Annotated in this window: 19 protein-coding genes; 1 reads left to right on the top strand and 18 read right to left on the bottom strand. The window is 65.6% G+C overall.

The window, feature by feature from the left end; genetic code table 11:
• Window positions 1-183: 183 nt before the first annotated feature.
• The 16 genes from HDC31_RS18810 to HDC31_RS18735 form a co-directional block, all read right to left on the bottom strand.
• Window positions 184-1,224: a VWA domain-containing protein gene (locus tag HDC31_RS18810; RefSeq protein ID WP_113680348.1), complete on the bottom strand. Its 1,041-nt coding sequence runs from the start codon at window positions 1,222-1,224 to the stop codon at window positions 184-186.
• The gene (locus HDC31_RS18805; protein ID WP_257022341.1) at window positions 1,221-2,207 is read right to left on the bottom strand and encodes a VWA domain-containing protein; all 987 of its coding nucleotides are present in this window, start codon (window positions 2,205-2,207) and stop codon (window positions 1,221-1,223) included. Before HDC31_RS18805 ends, HDC31_RS18810 begins: the two co-directional genes overlap by 4 nt.
• Window positions 2,198-2,689 carry a hypothetical protein gene (locus tag HDC31_RS18800; protein WP_058630886.1) on the bottom strand — a complete coding sequence of 164 codons (492 nt, stop codon included), beginning with the start codon at window positions 2,687-2,689 and terminating at the stop codon, window positions 2,198-2,200. The genes HDC31_RS18805 and HDC31_RS18800 overlap by 10 nt, the downstream gene beginning before the upstream one ends.
• Complete coding sequence (locus HDC31_RS18795; protein ID WP_113680350.1) at window positions 2,676-3,563, bottom strand: DUF58 domain-containing protein; 888 nt, start codon at window positions 3,561-3,563, stop codon at window positions 2,676-2,678. Before HDC31_RS18795 ends, HDC31_RS18800 begins: the two co-directional genes overlap by 14 nt.
• Window positions 3,564-3,589: 26 nt before the next feature.
• Complete coding sequence (locus HDC31_RS18790) at window positions 3,590-4,681, bottom strand: AAA family ATPase (protein WP_374939226.1); 1,092 nt, start codon at window positions 4,679-4,681, stop codon at window positions 3,590-3,592.
• 197 nt (window positions 4,682-4,878) lie between these two features.
• Complete coding sequence (locus HDC31_RS18785; protein WP_046748057.1) at window positions 4,879-5,172, bottom strand: hypothetical protein; 294 nt, start codon at window positions 5,170-5,172, stop codon at window positions 4,879-4,881.
• An 80-nt stretch (window positions 5,173-5,252) separates the two neighbouring features.
• The gene (locus HDC31_RS18780; RefSeq protein WP_061018800.1) at window positions 5,253-5,909 is read right to left on the bottom strand and encodes a deoxynucleoside kinase; all 657 of its coding nucleotides are present in this window, start codon (window positions 5,907-5,909) and stop codon (window positions 5,253-5,255) included.
• A 1-nt stretch (window position 5,910) separates the two neighbouring features.
• Entirely contained in the window at window positions 5,911-6,894 is a 984-nt protein-coding gene (locus HDC31_RS18775; protein WP_058630882.1) for a Gfo/Idh/MocA family protein, read from the bottom strand.
• Window positions 6,895-6,916: 22 nt separating this feature from the next.
• Window positions 6,917-7,837, bottom strand: coding sequence for an NAD(P)-dependent oxidoreductase (locus HDC31_RS18770; RefSeq protein WP_113680351.1), 921 nt, complete (start codon window positions 7,835-7,837; stop codon window positions 6,917-6,919).
• Window positions 7,834-8,310 (bottom strand): hypothetical protein, encoded by a 477-nt coding sequence (locus HDC31_RS18765; RefSeq protein WP_058630880.1) that lies wholly within the window; start codon window positions 8,308-8,310, stop codon window positions 7,834-7,836. The genes HDC31_RS18770 and HDC31_RS18765 overlap by 4 nt, the downstream gene beginning before the upstream one ends.
• Window positions 8,294-9,013 carry a hypothetical protein gene (locus HDC31_RS18760; protein ID WP_058630879.1) on the bottom strand — a complete coding sequence of 240 codons (720 nt, stop codon included), beginning with the start codon at window positions 9,011-9,013 and terminating at the stop codon, window positions 8,294-8,296. Before HDC31_RS18760 ends, HDC31_RS18765 begins: the two co-directional genes overlap by 17 nt.
• Before the next feature lie 54 nt (window positions 9,014-9,067).
• Complete coding sequence (locus HDC31_RS18755) at window positions 9,068-10,099, bottom strand: hypothetical protein (RefSeq protein ID WP_058630878.1); 1,032 nt, start codon at window positions 10,097-10,099, stop codon at window positions 9,068-9,070.
• A 24-nt stretch (window positions 10,100-10,123) separates the two neighbouring features.
• A complete protein-coding gene (locus tag HDC31_RS18750; protein WP_058630877.1) occupies window positions 10,124-10,342 on the bottom strand; it encodes a hypothetical protein in 219 nt (72 codons plus the stop codon).
• A gap of 118 nt (window positions 10,343-10,460) precedes the next feature.
• Window positions 10,461-10,865, bottom strand: coding sequence for an NUDIX hydrolase (locus HDC31_RS18745; protein ID WP_058630876.1), 405 nt, complete (start codon window positions 10,863-10,865; stop codon window positions 10,461-10,463).
• 91 nt (window positions 10,866-10,956) lie between these two features.
• Window positions 10,957-12,093: a DegT/DnrJ/EryC1/StrS family aminotransferase gene (locus HDC31_RS18740; RefSeq protein ID WP_058630875.1), complete on the bottom strand. Its 1,137-nt coding sequence runs from the start codon at window positions 12,091-12,093 to the stop codon at window positions 10,957-10,959.
• Window positions 12,090-13,148 (bottom strand): radical SAM protein, encoded by a 1,059-nt coding sequence (locus HDC31_RS18735; RefSeq protein WP_058630874.1) that lies wholly within the window; start codon window positions 13,146-13,148, stop codon window positions 12,090-12,092. The genes HDC31_RS18740 and HDC31_RS18735 overlap by 4 nt, the downstream gene beginning before the upstream one ends.
• A 335-nt stretch (window positions 13,149-13,483) precedes the next feature.
• On the opposite strand from HDC31_RS18735, the gene HDC31_RS18730 reads away from it, so the two are divergent.
• Window positions 13,484-14,908, top strand: coding sequence for an NAD(P)-binding domain-containing protein (locus HDC31_RS18730; protein WP_258546242.1), 1,425 nt, complete (start codon window positions 13,484-13,486; stop codon window positions 14,906-14,908).
• 50 nt (window positions 14,909-14,958) lie between these two features.
• Here the strand turns inward: HDC31_RS18730 and HDC31_RS18725 are convergent, their stop codons facing one another.
• Both HDC31_RS18725 and HDC31_RS18720 read right to left on the bottom strand, forming a co-directional pair.
• Window positions 14,959-15,654, bottom strand: coding sequence for a Pr6Pr family membrane protein (locus HDC31_RS18725; protein ID WP_113680353.1), 696 nt, complete (start codon window positions 15,652-15,654; stop codon window positions 14,959-14,961).
• A 59-nt stretch (window positions 15,655-15,713) separates the two neighbouring features.
• Window positions 15,714-16,697: a DMT family transporter gene (locus HDC31_RS18720; RefSeq protein WP_257022337.1), complete on the bottom strand. Its 984-nt coding sequence runs from the start codon at window positions 16,695-16,697 to the stop codon at window positions 15,714-15,716.
• Window positions 16,698-16,813 lie beyond the last annotated feature (116 nt).

Below are 16,813 nucleotides of genomic sequence, written 5' to 3'. Positions count from 1 at the left end.
GAGAGTCGACATGACATCGCAGCGTGAAACGACCGCGGGAGCTTCCCCAAGCTCATGTGACTCCGCGGTCGGATCGCATCTGCGAACCCCCGTCGCGTCCGAGATAGTCCGCGACGTGTAAAACAATAGCATCCGATATCCGGAGGTTGCTGAGTGTCAGCTTCCAGATGGAAGGGCTGCTCGCTATCGCGCTGCTGCGTCGGACCGAGGAGCACGGAGATGCCGCAGTCGCGCGATCAGCAGGGTCGCCCGACCGAGCTCCACGCCCAGGATGGCCAGGGCGACGAGCGCGGCGATCCAGTACAGCTCGATGACGTTGCCGACCTCGCCCGAATCGGCGTAGTCGGTGGTGGTGGACGGGGCAGCGGGAAGCACGGGCGCGGTGTCCGCCGTCCGATGCGAGTACTCCACACCGAGGTCGTCGGCGATCGTCTCGAGGGTCGACTCGTCGATCACCGAGAGCGCATCGGCGCCCTGGTACTGGATGTAGTCGCCTCCCTGATCCGAGACGCCGCCCGTGGTGATGCGCATCGGCCCGCCCTCGGCTGTGCCGTAGCCGAACACGGCTCCCGAATCGGTGTACTTCTCGCTTGCGCTGAACGACTCCGGCGGCGTGTCGACCGTCTGCTCTCCGTCGCCGAAGTAGAACACCATGCGCGAGCGGTCGGGAGACGACTCGGCCGCCGACGCGAGCGTCTCGGAAAGCAGCGGAGCGGCGATGCCGATCGAGCTTCCGCGTGACTGGCTGGTGACCTCGGGGCGCAGCACCTGCAGCGAACCCAAGAGCGCGGTGGTGTCCGTGGTCAGGGGAACCCGCAGCTGGGCGGCGGCATCCGAGGTGATGAGCGCGAAGCGTGCCCCCGGGTACTCCTCAACGAGCGCGCGCACGTCCTCGCGGATGCCGTCGAGCCGCGGTTCCCCGTCGCCCCAGTCCTCGGCCACGATGCTCGCCGTGGTGTCGACCACCAACACGATGTCGGTGTCGGTCGCGAGGGTCTGCGTGGCTCCGCCGGGAATGCCGGGACGAAGCAGGAGCGCGACGCAGGCGAGCACCAGTAGCAGCCGCATGGCCCACAGCGCACGATGCCCGGCGAGTGCGCGCCCGTCCGTGATCGGCACGCCGCCCGATTTCGGCGCACGGACAAGCACCCAGACGGCGACGGCGAGGACCGGTGCGCACAGCAGCGCGATCAGCAGTGGGTTGAGCACGGGTTGGAAGATCACAGTCGCACCCTCCACAGCACCACGACGAACCCGAGCACGCTGAGGCAGAGCACCACGATCCACAGGTTCGGGGTGTCGGTCCAGACCACCTGCGCCTCTCCGCGCAGCTCGGTCGCCTCCTGCTCCTGCACCTGGTCCACGATGTCGGAGACGGTGGTCGTGTCGCGCAGCCCGAACGCGGCGCCCCCCGTCGCCTCTGCTGCCGCGCTGAGCTCGGCGCTCACATCGGCGTCCTTGCCCTGGACGGGGTTCAGTGCGAAGACGCGCACGTCCTTCGACGCGGCGTAGGCGGCGGCTTCCTCCAGCGTCACGATCGAGGCGCCGTTGACCTCGTTGTCGGTGGCGAAGATCACCGAGCGCGAACGCTCATCGTCCGGGTGGTCGAAGCCCATCGCGCACGCCGCGAGGCCGTCGCCGATCAGGGAGGCGCCGTTGCCGTTGAGCGTGCCGATCCAGTGCTCCGGAACCTGGTCGACGAAGTCGAAGCTCTCGGTCATGCTGGCCAGGTGCTCGCGGACGAAGTCGTAGTCGTCGGTGAGGGGGAAGATCTGCACGGGCGAGCTGTTGAAGATCGTCAGGCCGATGCGCTCCCCCTCGAAGCTGTCCAACAGCTCGTCGAAGACGTTCAGCACCTCGACGTCGACCTCGGTCATGGAGCCGGAGACGTCGAGGCACAGCATGATGTCGCGGCTCGTGTTGACGGGCTGCACGGTCTGCGCCGACATCGGCCGCGCGGCAACCACCCCCGACACGATCGCGGCTGCCGCGCCGAGCGCGAGGACGCCGGACAACGCGAGTGCCCTTCGCGTCAGGGCACGGCGGAACGAGGGCAGTGTGCGCAGGCGTTCGGCGCGGGCGACGCGGGCGGTGTCTCCGGCCCCGGCACGCCCCTCCCGTCGGAGTCCGAGGACGAGCCCGATCGCGAGCGCCACCAGCACGACGGCGACCGCGCCCACCAGCATCCAGATGTTCGCTAGTGCCATGTGCGCACCACCGTCCTCGCCGCTTCGGCGCCGGCCACGGGGTCGATCACCGGGCCGGGTCGGAAGATGCTCGGATAGTAGTGCCTGCCCAGCGCGTCGATGAGAGCCGGGTGGACGCCGCGCGCCACCAGGTCGTCGAGTGCGAGCACCGGCGCCTCCAGGCCGCTGTACTCGTTCACGAAGGCGCGCACGACCCTGCTCAACTCGACGTTCGCCTGCCGCGCCGACAGGCGCCGTTCCCGGTAGTCCGTCTCGATCTGCTGGATCCGGGCCAGGTACTCGGTGCGCAGCTGCGACAGCACGTCGATGATGAGCGGAGCCTGCCCGGCATTCGGGTCCGCGGTGGCGAGGGTGCGACGGGGTCGCGTGAGCGCGATCAACAGCCACGCACCGAGCACCAGCAGCGCGAGGATGCCGATCGCGAGCAGGAGCCACCCCCAGCCGTACTGGGCCGGCGGGTAGAGGTCGTCAGAGCCGGGCATTCGACCTCCGGTTCAGCAACGTCAGCAGCTGGGCGACGGCATGGTCCTGCCCGTCCAGCGTGGAGTGGCTGATCTCCATGCGGGTGAGCAGGTCGTCGAGGTACGCGGCTTCGGCGTCGCGCTGGGCGGTCAGCTCCTGCACGATCTCGCGGTCGCCCTGCACGAAACCCGGCACCTGCCATCGGCTGTCGACGTCCCTGCGGATGCGCCCCGTGGCGTGATCGAGCACGGGCTCGGCATCGCGCAGCGTGAGCCACAGCACGTCGTGCTGCACTCGAAGTCGGCGCAGCATCCGTTCGGTCTCGCTCGTGAGGGGAGCCTCGTCGGTGATCACCACCACGATCATGCGGCGGGCGATCGTGCCTGTGACGAAGGAGAGCAGGGCATCGCGGTCGCTCGGGGCGCTGCTCTCGTCCACGGCCCTGTCGATCGTGCGCAGCGCGTGTTCGAGAGCGCCCTCGCTGCGTCCCGGTGCGAGGCGGCGCACCTTCGCGGAGTCGCCGTAGACAGTGGTGAAGTCGTCGCCGTGACGCAGCGTCAGCACGCCGAGCACACCCGTCGCGAGGATCGCGAGCTGCTTCTTCGACTGCTCGTCCGCCGCGAGGGCCGACATCGAGCGCCCGGTGTCGACGACGAACAGCACGGTGTGCATGCGGGTGGCGCGCGAGCGCTTCACGAGGGGCGTCCCCAGTCGGGCGGTCGCACGCCAGTCGATGTCGCGCACCTGATCGCCGTACTCGTATTTGCGCAGGTCTTCGAAGTCGAGGCTCCGTCCGCGCAGCAACGACGCGTAGGCGCCGTCGAGCGCGTGCAGCGACTTGCGCGTCGAATGGATGAAGAGCTTGCTCTTCACCTGCGTGATCAGGCTGGGCATGTGGCGATGAGTCCCGAGGTGCCGGGTCAGGGGGTCGGGACCGAGGCGAAGATCTGGTCGATGATCTCCTCGCTGCGGATGCCCTCGGCGTCGGCCTCGAACGTCAGCAGCACGCGGTGCCGGAGGATCAGGTGCCGCAGTTCGCGGATGTCTTCGGGCAGCACGTGCGCGCGTCCTTTGAGGAGGGCCAGCGCACGGGAGGCCTGCAGGAAGGCGATGCTCGCGCGCGGACTCGCGCCGTACTTGATGAAGCGGGCGCGCTCCTCGCCGATGTACGGCGCGGGATTGCGGGTGACGTAGGCGATCGAGACGATGTAGTTGCGGATCGCGGGGTCCACGTAGATGCGGCTCGCGACATCCTGCAGCAGGTGCACGTCGTCGAGGCTGACGGCGCTGGTCACGTGCCGGTCGGGGTCGAGCACGCCGGAGTCGATGCGGCTGAGCACCTCGAGCTCCTCGGTGGGGCTCGGGTACTCGACGATCTCCTTGAGCAGGAAGCGGTCCATCTGCGCCTCGGGCAGCTCATACGTGCCCTCCTGCTCGATCGGGTTCTGCGTCGCGATCACCAGGAACGGCTTGGGCAGGTGGTGGATCTCTCCGCCGATCGTGGTCTGATGCTCCTGCATCGCCTCGAGCATGGCGCTCTGCGTCTTGGCGCTGGAGCGGTTGATCTCGTCGAGCAGCACGAAGTTCGCATGCACGGGGCCGAGCACCGTGCGGAACGAGCCGGTCGCCGCATCGTAGATCTGGTTGCCCGTGATGTCGCTCGGCAGCAGGTCGGGGGTGCACTGGATGCGCTTGAACTGCGCCTCCACGGTGTCGGCGAGGGTGCTCGCCGCGGTGGTCTTGGCGAGTCCCGGCACGCTCTCGAGCAGAATGTGGCCGCCGGCGATGAGGGCGACGAGCAGGCTGGTGCGCAGACGGTCCTGGCCGACCATCTTCGCGGAGTACGAGGTCGAGATGACTCGCAGCACCTCGGAGGCCCTGGCCATCTCGGCGTCCGTGGGCGCGGCGTTGGTGGGTGCGGCGGGAGGTGTCGGCGGGTGCGTCTGCGCGGGGCCGGGCGGAGGCGGCGGTGCGGAGATCGTCTGCAGGTCCGGCGTGGAGGACTCGGTCATCGGTAGGCTCCCTCGTTCGGGGACCCGCGTCGCGGCCGTCCCCCGCGGACCAGCGTAATCGCAACGACGGAGCGGCCGGCTGTGCGCGGTCTGACGATCACGCTCCGCTCACCTGCATGAACCGATCGCGGATGCAGGAGGTTTCGTCGTGCAGACCCCCTGCATCCGTCGAAGGGTCATGCATGCGGCACACGTCCTCACTGGCCGAACATCGTCGCGACGGCCGCGACCCCTCCGAATGCGAGGACGACGACGAGCGTGATGACCCAGAGGCTCATGGCGATCGCGTTGAGGGCGACTCCCCAGCCGGCCCTGGTGCGTGCCTGCGGCTCGTGACGCAGCGAGAGGATGCCGAAGATGAGTCCGATGACCGGCGCGAAGAAGGTCCAGCCGGCGAAGAGAGAGCAGATCCCGAGAACGAGACTGACCGTCCCTTTCGCGGTCGAGGTCGCAGGGGCGGACAGGGCTGAAGGGGAGACGGTGGTTGACATGTCTTCCACGCTAGGACGGGGCCGCAGCACAGGGCATCGGCCCTGAGTGCCGGCGTCGTACATCCAGCGGATGATCTCGTCTACTCCCGTGCTCGACCATCGTGTCGGGTCCGCGCATCCTCGAGAAGTCGCTTCCGGAAGTCCGCGAGCATCTCGGCCGGCGTCGCCGACGCGACCACCGTGGCGCCGAGCTCGCCGGTCGCTCGCCGCTCAGCGAGCAGATCGTCGAAGCGTGCGTCGAGGAGTGCCTTCAGCTGATCGCCGTTGGACCAGCGTCCATCGTGTCCTCCCGCACCATCTCGGAGGGCCCGTTCTCCCGTGTCCAGAACCAGATACAGAAACGCCGCGGAACGAGGAATTCTCGTGAGCTGGTGACGGTATTCGGACTGCCATCGGCCGAACTCCTCCGGTGACAGAAGATCGACGTCGAACATGATCTCCGTGTACATCTTCACGCGCATCGGCGAGGCATCGGTCACGACGTAATCGAACGGGCCGCTGAGTCGTTCGACGCAGACGAGAGTGTCGACGGTCTTGCGCAGTGCTTCCATTTGGTTTGCGAAGGCGTAACGCCCGGGATCGGTGAGGAAGCTCTCCCAGGTTTCCCACTCGTGGCACGCGATGCCGACCACCGAATACTCGCCGTGCCCGGAGGCGAGAGGGCCCAGCTCGGCGCAGCGATCGAGGATGACCGACTTGCCCGCTCCACTCGAGCCGAGGATGCTGACCGAAGGCAACTCAGCTGCTTTCGTGAAGCAGGGCAAGCGCCTCATCCCGTATGCGAACGGCGTTGAGGCTCGCCTCGAGCACGCGGTGAGCCTCGGCGGTGGCTTTGCGGTCTCCGGCCGAGAGCCCGAGAAGCACGTTCCAGGCTTCGAACATGCCACTGGGGGCGGGAGAGCGCAATGGCACCGAGTCGCCGTCGACATCGAGGAAGTCGTTGTAGACGCTCCTGCCCAGCTGAGCTGCCGTTTCGAAGTCATGGACATGCTCGATGACGACCTCGCCGCGTTCGCCGCGGAAGACGTATCTGTCTCGCGACCAGGCGTCGGTGATGACACTTCGAATCGTGCCGTTCCATTCGCCGGACACGAGGTGCATGTCGACGATCTGTCCGATCTCGATGTCACGAATGACCCGGGCAGATCGCACATGTGCGTCGAGCACCGGCTGGCCCAGCCTGTGCAGCGCCGCCAGGGGGTGGACGATATGCTCCTTGAAGAGATCCATGTCGGACCGGAAGCGGACCCGATCTCCCCTTCTCAGATAATCGACGATATCGGCCGAGGTGCTTTCCGGGAGCCATGCGGCGTGCGTGTGGCCGATGGCCGCGACGAACCTCTCCTGGAAATAGAAGTTGTCGCCGACCACCATTCGATCCCGGGCGCCCTCCAATGCGGTGATGCGCAGGGCATCGGCGTAGGACGCGCCCAGAGGCTTCTCCAGGTAGACCAGCTTGCCGGCTCGGAGCGCCACTTCCGCCGATGACAGGAGATCCGACGCGGGGGTCGCGATCAGCACGGCATCGATGTCGGGGTGGCCTGCGAGCGCGGAGAGGGACCCCACGCGGGTCATGTCTCCACGGTAGGTCTCCATCGCACGATAGAAGCGCGCGCTGTCCCGCGTCGCGATGTGGGTGACGGAGATCTCCGGGATAGCGCGTAGCTCATCGAGGTGCCTCTCCAACACGACCTGACCGAGACCATAGATTCCCAGACGCACGATCTATCCCCACTTCTTCGGATTAGACAACAATTGAGATCGACTTCCGTATGAAATCCGCGACCGTCCTCGACGGGCTCCACCGGAAATCGTCCATGACGTTCATCGGGTCCCCCACCGACACTCGCAACGCTGCCGGAGTGCTGGGCGCCGTCACGGTGGGGATGGCGGCATCTCGCCGGGCGAGGGTGACGACATCATTGACGCTCAACACGTCGGGTCCAGCGACGTTGTAGATCCGCAGCTCCTCAGCGGTGCGCGTCGCGTCAGCCGTGACCACGGAGACGAGCAGATCCATGAGGTCGTCGACATGCAGGAACGTTCTCGTCTGCTCGCCGTCCCCGGACAGCGCGAGCGACTCGCCGGTCGCGGCCGCGTGGACGACGGACGGCAACAGCCGATTGTGCTGTTGCCCGGGCCCATAGATGTTGTAGAGCCGCATGATGGTCGCCGCGTAGGCGCCCCCGGAGGCGATGTGGTGGGCACGAAGCACCAGCTCCTGAGCCGCCTTGCTCGCGGCGTAGGGGCTCTTCGGCACCAGCGGTGCCTTCGTCGATGGTCTCGTGGCGTCTCCGTACACCTCGCACGACGAGAAATGCAGGAGCTTCCCGCGGAATCCGCCCGTGCTCAGAGCGTCCAGGAGGTTCTGGGTGGCGAGGACATTGTTCGTCAGGTACCGACGAGGCTCGGTGAAACTCGACGGAACGAAAGAGAGAGCGGCGAAGTTGAGCACCCAGTCGTAGTCCGCGCTGTCTCTCAGGGCATCGATGGTTGCTCGGTCGTCGGTCAGGTCGACGCGGATGTCGGTGTTCTGACCTTCCTCGCGATCGAGCACAGTGATCACGGACTCGGGGAAATCTCGGCGCAGACGTTTCGCGCTATGGCTCCCGAGGAAACCGGCCCCGCCGGCCACGAGCACGCGAGGAGCTGCGCCGTCGTTCATCCGGCCACCCCGGTCTCGACGCGGTGAACCTGCATGCCGACCTTGGCAGCGATCGCGCAGACGTCCGCGCTGTCGTCGTAAACGCGGAGTGTGTCGGAGGGGCGATTCAGGATCGCTCCCAGCCGTCGCCAGAAGTCCTCGGTCTCCTTGGCCAAGCCGAGGTCGAGGCGACTGAAGATGGACGCGGCAGAGAGCGAGGGCAGCCACGCATCCAGATACTCGCGGACGTTGGCAGAGAGGTTGTTCGTGGCGATCACGATGTCCTTCGTGGGGAAACGCGCGATCAAGGAGAGGGCTTCCGGTCGCGGGGGCGTCTGCATGATGAGGGCCTGGATGCGTGCGTAGGTCTGTTGCCTCGGCGCGCCCTCTCGATGCGAGCGTTCCGTCTCTCGTCGCCGAATCGGCTCGGAATCGACGATGACCCCGTCGAAATCGATGACGAGGGTGCTGCGGGAGTCAATGACCACTCGCACCGGAACCGTCTGCGTTCTGCGCGAGGCGGATCCACTCGGCGATCGCGTTCGAGCAAGCGATACCGTGATCGTCCGAGGTGTTCATGAACGTGCGCGATGTATCGATCCCCTCCGACTTCTTCCTGATGAGGTGTCGTATGCGTGAGACGAAGTCGACGAACTCATCGGGGTCGACGGAATTGCGTCCGTCCCTGCCGATGACGATGTCACGCCGCTCCTCCGGGAGTTGCTCGTAACGTGCGCGCACAGTCGAGTCGTCGAGTTCGAGGACGGCGGTGTAGACGGTGAGATCCGGCCACGTGCGCCAGTAGGCCAGATCGTCGATCCAGCCGGCGATCCGGTGGATGCGGCTCTGCTCATAGCCGAGATTCTCCGCTTCGATCACGAAACGGCACGACGTCTTCAACCACCACGAGTCCAGAACCGCGACCCCACCTGCGCGCACGTGGGGGAGGACCTGACTCTCGAGGATGGCCGCGTCTTGAGTGATGGCGGCAAGGGCGAGCACCTCCAACGCCGGTACATCGTCCAGCGATTCACCGAAGAAGGTGCCGACGCTTCGGGTCAGGCGGTCGAGCGACGTGTCCGCGTTTGCCGTGACGCGCGAGAAGACCGTCCCGCCGAGCTCCGAGGCCAGCGAGCCGGCGACGGTCGATTTCCCTGTGCCGTCCGTGCCTTCGAGTTCGACGATGTATCCGCTCACGCTTTTATCCCTCTTGTTGTTCGGCGTTCAGATGAACGATTTCCCGAGCGCCGTCTAGATGCGCTCGATCACTCCGGCAGCCTCAAGCTGCGGTCTGATGAGATCGACGTCCGCAGGAGGAAGGGACGCTTCGTCGCCGGTGATCAGCGCCTGCCAGACCTTCGCGGCGACGACGGAGAGCAGCACATGGTTCTTCCCCTCCTCATTCAGGAGAACTCCGTCCGCGATCTGAATCGGCATGTGATTCGAGCGGAAGCTCGGAGTCGTGGTCGATCGGTCGACCGGGAATCGGTTGGACAGGATCTGGCTGGCGATGAGGAAATCCTGCAGGAACGTCTGGAGTTCCATGAACCGCGGATCCGATTCACGAATCCACTCGTACTGACCGAATCTTCGCGCGCGCGCCAACTGCTCCGAGGGCATACCCTGCCGAACTGCCTGGGTGAAGGCGTACTTGTCGACGAAGTACACATCGCCGGTCGCTGCCACCCACGACTTCACGGCGAAGTTGGTGGCCCGAGAGGCGGAGAATCCAAGACCGTCCCGGTTCCCGGCCTCCGCGAAACCTTCGGCATCCTCCAGCGTTGCGGCGGCCTCGAGAGCGAATCGTGCAGACAGCACCTGCTCGTACTCTCCCTCTCGGGGGAGGTTCGCGCTCACCCACGACGAGTAGAAGCCTTCGCCGATCACAGGGACAGCGGAGACCACGCGACTGAGGAAGTCGAAATCGGGTGATCTCATCTCCCCCAGCGCGTGCACTCGCGATTGCCCGACGCGGAGAGCATCGACAATACGCGCAACGGTTCGGCCAAACTCTCCGATCGTCCAGGTCTCGATATCGACGCGCTTGTCCCCGATGGTGAATTGATTCGCATACAATTCACCCCCAGCGGCTCCGCCGGGGTTGTCGAGGGTGACGAGGAAGACGTCGATGTCGCTCTTGCTGTTGGCGAGACCCGTAGGGACGCTGCCGACGAGGAGCGCGAATGCAGGATTCACACCTTCGCGAATCGAGTACTCGGTGACGGCTTCGTTCGCGGCCGACAGTGCCTGCGTCAGTGCCGTGGAGCTGGGGGCGGTTACCACCGGAGGGACGAGCTTGACGATTGCTTACGGAATGATCTTCCGGTCGGCGAGCGTGGTGACGTGCTGGCCGTTCGTCACCGTCGGACCGACGGAGGACGTGCCGGACGTCTGCCCTGCCCGGTTGGCCGCGCTGGGGACATCAGAGGAATTGACCACGGCCTGCACCGTGATCGGAACAGCCGAGAGTGCGAGCGCGCCGGCAGCGACAGCGGTGGTTCCGAGGGTTTTCGAGATCGTCTTCATGATGCGTACCTTTCAAACTCTTATAGCAACAGCTGGTCAACGCCTGCGACGCTACCACAGCGGATGTCGATCGCAATGGGGTCGAAAGTAGAGGATGCTCTTGCGAAAGGTCACCCGATTACAGTCTCTTCTGAAATGCAAGCGCGATCACGTCTGCATCATTGGGATTCAGGTGATCTCCGGCAGAGCTTGTCTCGGTGAGCAGGGACTGGTCGCTGACAGGTGTTCTTGGCGGCAGCGATGCGATAAAGAAATGCTGCTTCGAGACGTACATTCGTCCATCGGACTCGTCGAAGAACCAATCGAGATGCACGAGCAGCTTTCTCAGCTCGCCCGCGATCGTGACGCCCGTTTCCTCGAAAGTCTCACGCAGGGCCGCATCCCGGATCGACTCCCTTGCGTCCCGTCCGCCTCCGGGGATCTCCAGCCCTGCACCGTCGTCTCGTGGTGCGAGCAGCACATGCGACCCGTCGGCGGTGAACGCGATCACGTAGGCGGATTCGCGCAGCTGCGCCGCCTTCAATGGTGCGAATCTGGCGGTTCCCGTAGGCGATCGGAAGCGAACGTGACTGCTCCGGAAGAGGAGCCGGAGCAGATGCATCCGCAACATGCGGCTAGGGGGTCTCCGTCGACATGCTCTCGAACGCCTCCAGAATCGTTCGCGAGTGCTGAGAGGTGAACCCCCAGTGGAAGGGGAGGTTGAGGAGGCGGCGTCGCCAGTCGTCCGCCCGGGGGAACGTCGCGATCGGTCCCTCGACCGCAGCGCGTATCGCGGGGTCATCATGGGCCGCGTACAACCACATCGCGCGTGCCTGGATGCCCCGAGAGCGCAGGGTGCGCAGCACGTGATCCCGCTGGCTCTCGTTCTCCATGAGAAGCGACACCGGACCGAAGTCGGCATCGGTCGACCGGAGGACGGTCGTCGCAGGGAACGACTCGTCGAGCACCGCACCGAGTGCGGAGATGAAGTCCTTTCGCAAGGACACCAAGTCGGGAAGATGGCGTTGCGCCCGTGCGAGCGAAGCGGCACCCAGAACGGCGTTGAGCTCGCTGATGTTGGCGTTGAGCGACTGGGAGCTTCCCACCTTGTACGTGGTGGACTCGATGAGACCGTTTCTCTGCACGATCCGCCGTAGGGCATCCGCTTCCTGGCGGTCGTCGACGAAGATCGCCCCGCCCTCGCCGGCCGCGATCGGTTTGCTCGCGTGCAGGCTGATGACAGACATGTCTCCGAGAGTCCCTGCACGACGATCGCGGTCCTGGACGAGCAGACTTGCTGCCGAATCCTCGATCAGCAGACGCTTCTTCGTTCGCAGATCTCCGAGCGACGAGCTGAACAGGATGTCCATGTAGTGCATGCCCACGGTGATGGGGGCGTTCAGGCTCAGGGCGGCTGCGGCGTCGATCGTCGGCGTATCGGCCGAGGAATCCAGAAGATGGAGCGTCGAGCCGGACAGGGCCGCCGCCCGCGCAGCAGCGTGATAGCCGAAGTCGGGCACCGCCACTCTCCTGCCTCCGCGATCGGCCGCGTGGAACAGGCTGGCCATCAGCGCAGAGGTGCCGGAGGAGGTCAGCACGCAGTACCGTCCGACGGCATCCCCTAGGCGGTCTTCGAGGATGCGGGTGTACATCCCCCTGGTCCACTGGTCACCCTCGACCACGCTCTGCAGGTCTCCCTTGACATCGTCGAACCGGAGCCTCGGTGCGGCCCACGGCACGCCGGCTTCCTGTGCAAGGGAGTCTTCGATCATCGGTTGTTCACATTCCTCTCGATACCGGCGCTGATGAGGTACTCATCCGCATTCCAATTGATCTCGGCAGAGCCGTCGGCGGGGGTGGAGAGTGCCTGCAGCTCGGCGTCGATGACGCGTTCCGGGGCGAGCACGCTGATGCCGTAGTAGCTGGTGAGATTCTGCGAGGCGTCCTGCTGAGCGTTCAGGAAGGAGGCAAGTCTGTCCGAGTGGGAGGAACTCCACATCTCGCGCACCGAGGATGTGTAATGGTTCCCGAGCACCTGACTCTTGCCGATGATGCGGTTCGACGTCGTCGTACCGCTCAGACGGAAGACGATCTGAGTTCCGGGATACATGTCCTGGACGATGTGGATCGGGGCGGGCTCGCCGTCCCACTGCCCGACTCGCGTCGAACCCAGGTTGAGCCTGACGCTGGTCGACTTCTCGGGGAGATCATCCTGATAGGCGCGGAAACCCGATTCCAACCACTGCAGATCCTGAAGGTCGAGGGCGGCACTGTCCAACGACTGTGCTCTCCCCAGCTGGCACATCGGGCTGAGATCGATCGACGACGCGCCGAGCGCTTTCATGTCCGTCACGAAGCTCCGCCACTCACGGAAGTTGTCTTTCGTCAGGACGGAGATGATGTTCACCGTGATGCCGGACTCGATCGCCGCCCGCATTCCTCGGACGGCGCGGGTCCATGATCCTTGGCCCCGGTGCTTGTCGTTCGCCGCCTCTGCGCCGTCGAGGGAGAGCGAGATGCGCCTGACCCCTGAGCCGACGATGTGGTTCAACATCTTCGGCATCAGGAGCGTGCCGTTGGTGATGATCTGAAACGTCAGGCGCGGATAATCGGCCACGATGTCGAGGTATTCGTGGAAATCCTTCATCGTCGTCACTTCGCCGCCGGTGAGCGTGACTTCGAAAGTGCCCATCTCGCTGAGCTCATCAAGAATGGAGCGGAAGTGCGCCTGAGGCAGCGTCGGGCCGACGCCGTCTTTCGGAATGAACCCCGCGTTGACGTGGCAATAGTCGCACTTCAGATTGCATGTTTCGTTGAGGTCGATCACTGCGCGTAGCGGGCCGCGTGTGTATAAAGACGCCTCAATCGGATTCACGCGACCGAATCTAGCACTTCATCCACACGGAGCAACCCGCCGATCTGAAGCGTTCGATATGCGAGATCCAGATGGTCCAGATCGACAGGAGGTCCTCTTGCCTCGACGGGAGAGGACTAGTCGGACCGGTGATCGAAGTCGCTTCCGGGGCCGATCACCGGCCCTGCTAACGTCGAAGAGCAGCCGCTTTCCGGGTCGGTCGAGCTTTCCGCTCCCACCGGGACAGACCTGTTCCTCGCTCGGATGCGGCCGCTCATCGATATATGACGCAAGTGTGAGGACGATACGTGACGAATAGAGAACGAGTAGCGATCATCGGCGCCGGCCCCTCGGGCATGGCACAGCTGCGGGCCTTCGAATCCGCAGCCCGCGCGGGGGCGGAGATCCCTGAGCTGGTCTGCTTCGAGAAGCAGGCCGACTGGGGCGGACAGTGGAACTACACCTGGCGCACAGGACTCGATGAGTTCGGGGAACCCGTGCATTCGAGCATGTACCGGAACCTGTGGTCGAACGGCCCGAAGGAGGCGTTGGAGTTCGCCGACTACAGCTTCGACGAGCACTTCGGCCGTCCCATCTCCTCGTACCCGCCGCGCCCCGTGCTGTGGGACTACATCGCCGGACGCCTGGAGAAGAGCGATGTGCGGGAGCTGATCCGCTTCCAGACCGTGGTGCGCTGGATCGAGTTCGACGAGGAGCGCGAGGTCTTCACCCTCACCAGTGAGGATCTGCCGAGCGGCCGGTCGCACGTCGAGGAGTTCGATCGCGTCATCGTCGCCACCGGGCACTTCTCCTTCCCGAACGTGCCGGACTTCCCCGGGATCGAGACCTTCCCCGGCTACATCAGCCACGCCCACGACTTCCGAGGCGCAGAGGCCTTCGCAGATCGCGATGTGCTCGTGATCGGGTCGAGCTACTCGGCGGAGGACATCGGCAGCCAGGCGTTCAAGATGGGTGCCCGTTCGGTCACGGCGAGCTTCCGTTCGGCACCGATGGGCTATGACTGGCCCGAAGGCATCGAGGAGCGTCCGGTCGTCGAGCGCTTCGAGGGCAGCACGGCATTCTTCGCCGACGGGACCTCGAAGCATGTCGACGCGGTCATCCTGTGTACGGGATATCTGCACAAGTACCCGTTCCTGCCCGATGACCTGGCCCTGTCGTCGCCCAACAACGTCTACCCCGAAGGGCTGTACCGGGGTGTCGTGTGGCAGGGGAATCCGCGTCTGACCTACCTGGGCGCGCAGGACCAGTGGTTCACGTTCAACATGTTCGACGTGCAGGCCTGGTACGTGCGCGACCTCATCCTCGGCCGTCTCGAACTGCCCGACGAGCAGGAGCGCGCGGCCTCCATCGCCGAGTGGCGCGCCCGTTTCGACCGCATCGACTCGGCCGCGGCGGAGATCCGCTTCCAGGCCGACTACATCCGTGATCTCCTCCAGCTCACCGACTACCCGGAGTTCGACATCGACCGGGTCGTGGAGATCTTCCTCGCGTGGAAGCACGACAAGAAGGAAGACATCGTGGGCTATCGCGACCGCACTTACGAGTCGGTCATGACGGGCACGATCGCCGTCGTGCACCACACGCCGTGGCTCGAAGAGCTCGACGATTCGCTCGAGCGCTATCTCGACGTCGATCCGGACGCCACCGAGACGACACGGATCATCGCGGGTCAGCCGCGTGATGATGACCGCGAGGCGCTCGCCGCAGTCTGAGCCTCTCGGTCTATGCCCCTTCCCTCCGTCTGTGGAGGGGAGGGGCATCGTCACGCGGTGTCGCGCGTGCCCCGAAACCGGCCGACCCAGACCACGAAGGCGGCGGTGGCGATGATGATCGCGGCGATCAGCAGCACCCAGAGCGCCACGCCCCCGTAGCCGCCGTTGAGGTGGGGATTCAGGAACGGATACGGATACCACCATGGTTCGCCTGTCGCGGGCGCGATCACGAGGTTCGCCCGGATCAGCGTGTAGGCGACCCACACGATCGGGAAGATCGCGGCGATCCCGACCGCACTCCAGCCGAGCGCCCGACGGCGAGGCGCGAAGAGCAGGTCGACGAGCATGATGACCGGGATGACCACGTGCAGCACCTCGTTCGACCAGAGGACGGTCGAGCCCTGGGGCAGCTCGATCCCGCGCAGCAGCGTGTTGTAGACGACGCCGGTGACGATCATGTAGGTGCTGGCGCACACCAGGAGCACCGCCAGCCACCGCGGTTCGGCCGACGTGGTCTTCCGGTTCGCGAGAGCCCAGATGCCGCCGATGGCGAGGACCACGGCCGCCAGCACGTTGGAGAGGATCGTGAAGAAGCTGAAGAAGTTCGCCACGACCGTGGGCAGATGCGAGCCCCACGCGGTCTCCGAGCTGAGGGCGATCTCGAGAGTGCGCACCAGCTGGGCGACGATCGCCGCCACGGCCAGAACCGATGCTGCCAGTCGTACGTAGGGCCACCAGGTCGTCATTTCGCCTCCGAGCGAAACTGTAGCGTCACTCGCGGGCCGCGGCGGTGGGGGGCGATGACTCAGGCGCGTCGCCGCCACCGCAGACGCGTGATCAGCACGCCCAGCAGACAGAGCGCGCCGCCGAGGAACATCAGCGGCGTCGGCACCTCCCCCAGGATCGCCCACGACATCAGGATCGCGATTGCCGGCACGACATAGGTGGTGGCCGACGTCTGCCCCGCAGTGCTGCGCTGCAGAACGTACGCCCACGTCGTGAAAGCGATCGCCGTGGGGAAGATGCCGAGGTAGACGACCCAGAGCGTCGCATCGAGCGGTGCCGTCTGGAGCGAGCCGATGAGGTTGCCGATCCAGGGCAGCAGCGCGACGGTGCCGACCCCCGCGCCGAGCCACGTGAGGGTGGTGGCGTCGACACCCGAGGTGAGCAGACGCTTCTGCACGAGCGTGCAGCCTGCGTACATGACAGCGGCGAGGAGGGCGAGCAGGAGTCCCGTGATGTCGGGGCCGGCGCCGGAGGTGGAGTTCATGCCGATGAGCACGACCCCGAGGAAGGCGATGGGTGCGCCGATCACGAGCGGCTTCGGGAATCCCTCACGCAGGAACAGTCCGCTGAACACCACGACCATGAGGGGTGCGAGGTTAACGACCATCGCAGCGGTGCCCGCATCGAGGGTCAGTTCCGCGCTGTTGAGCGCGAGGTTGTAGACGCAGAACCAGCCGATGCCCCAGACCGCGATGAGCAGCCAGTGGCGTCGGGCGGGGATGCGGATGCCGTGTCGGATCGCGATGATCGTCAGCACGGCCGTGCCGACGGCCATGCGGAGCAGCGCCAGAGCGCCCGGGTCGTAGTGCGGACCCGCTCCGCGGATGCCGATGAACGCCGACGCCCACAGCACCACTGTGACCAGTGCGGCGGCGAGGACGAGCGCACCCGGCTTCTTCGGCGTCCCGGGGTTCGCGGGCATCCGGGGCTTCTCGGGTGCTCCGTCGTCGGCACGGATCCCGTCGGAGGTGATCTCGGGGTCGCCGGATGCGGCTGCTGGCATCCTCCGATCCTGGCAGGGGTGTCCGACATCGAGCGAGCCGCGCGAGTGCCATCCCCCGTCGTATTTCGGACGACGACCGCTCCGGTCGCGATATTCCATCTTCAACGGCCGCCGAG

It is taken from the genome of Microbacterium sp. JAI119 (assembly GCF_013410135.1).
GTDB lineage: Bacteria > Actinomycetota > Actinomycetes > Actinomycetales > Microbacteriaceae > Microbacterium > Microbacterium oxydans.
This window is presented reverse-complemented; position numbering and strand designations above follow the sequence as displayed.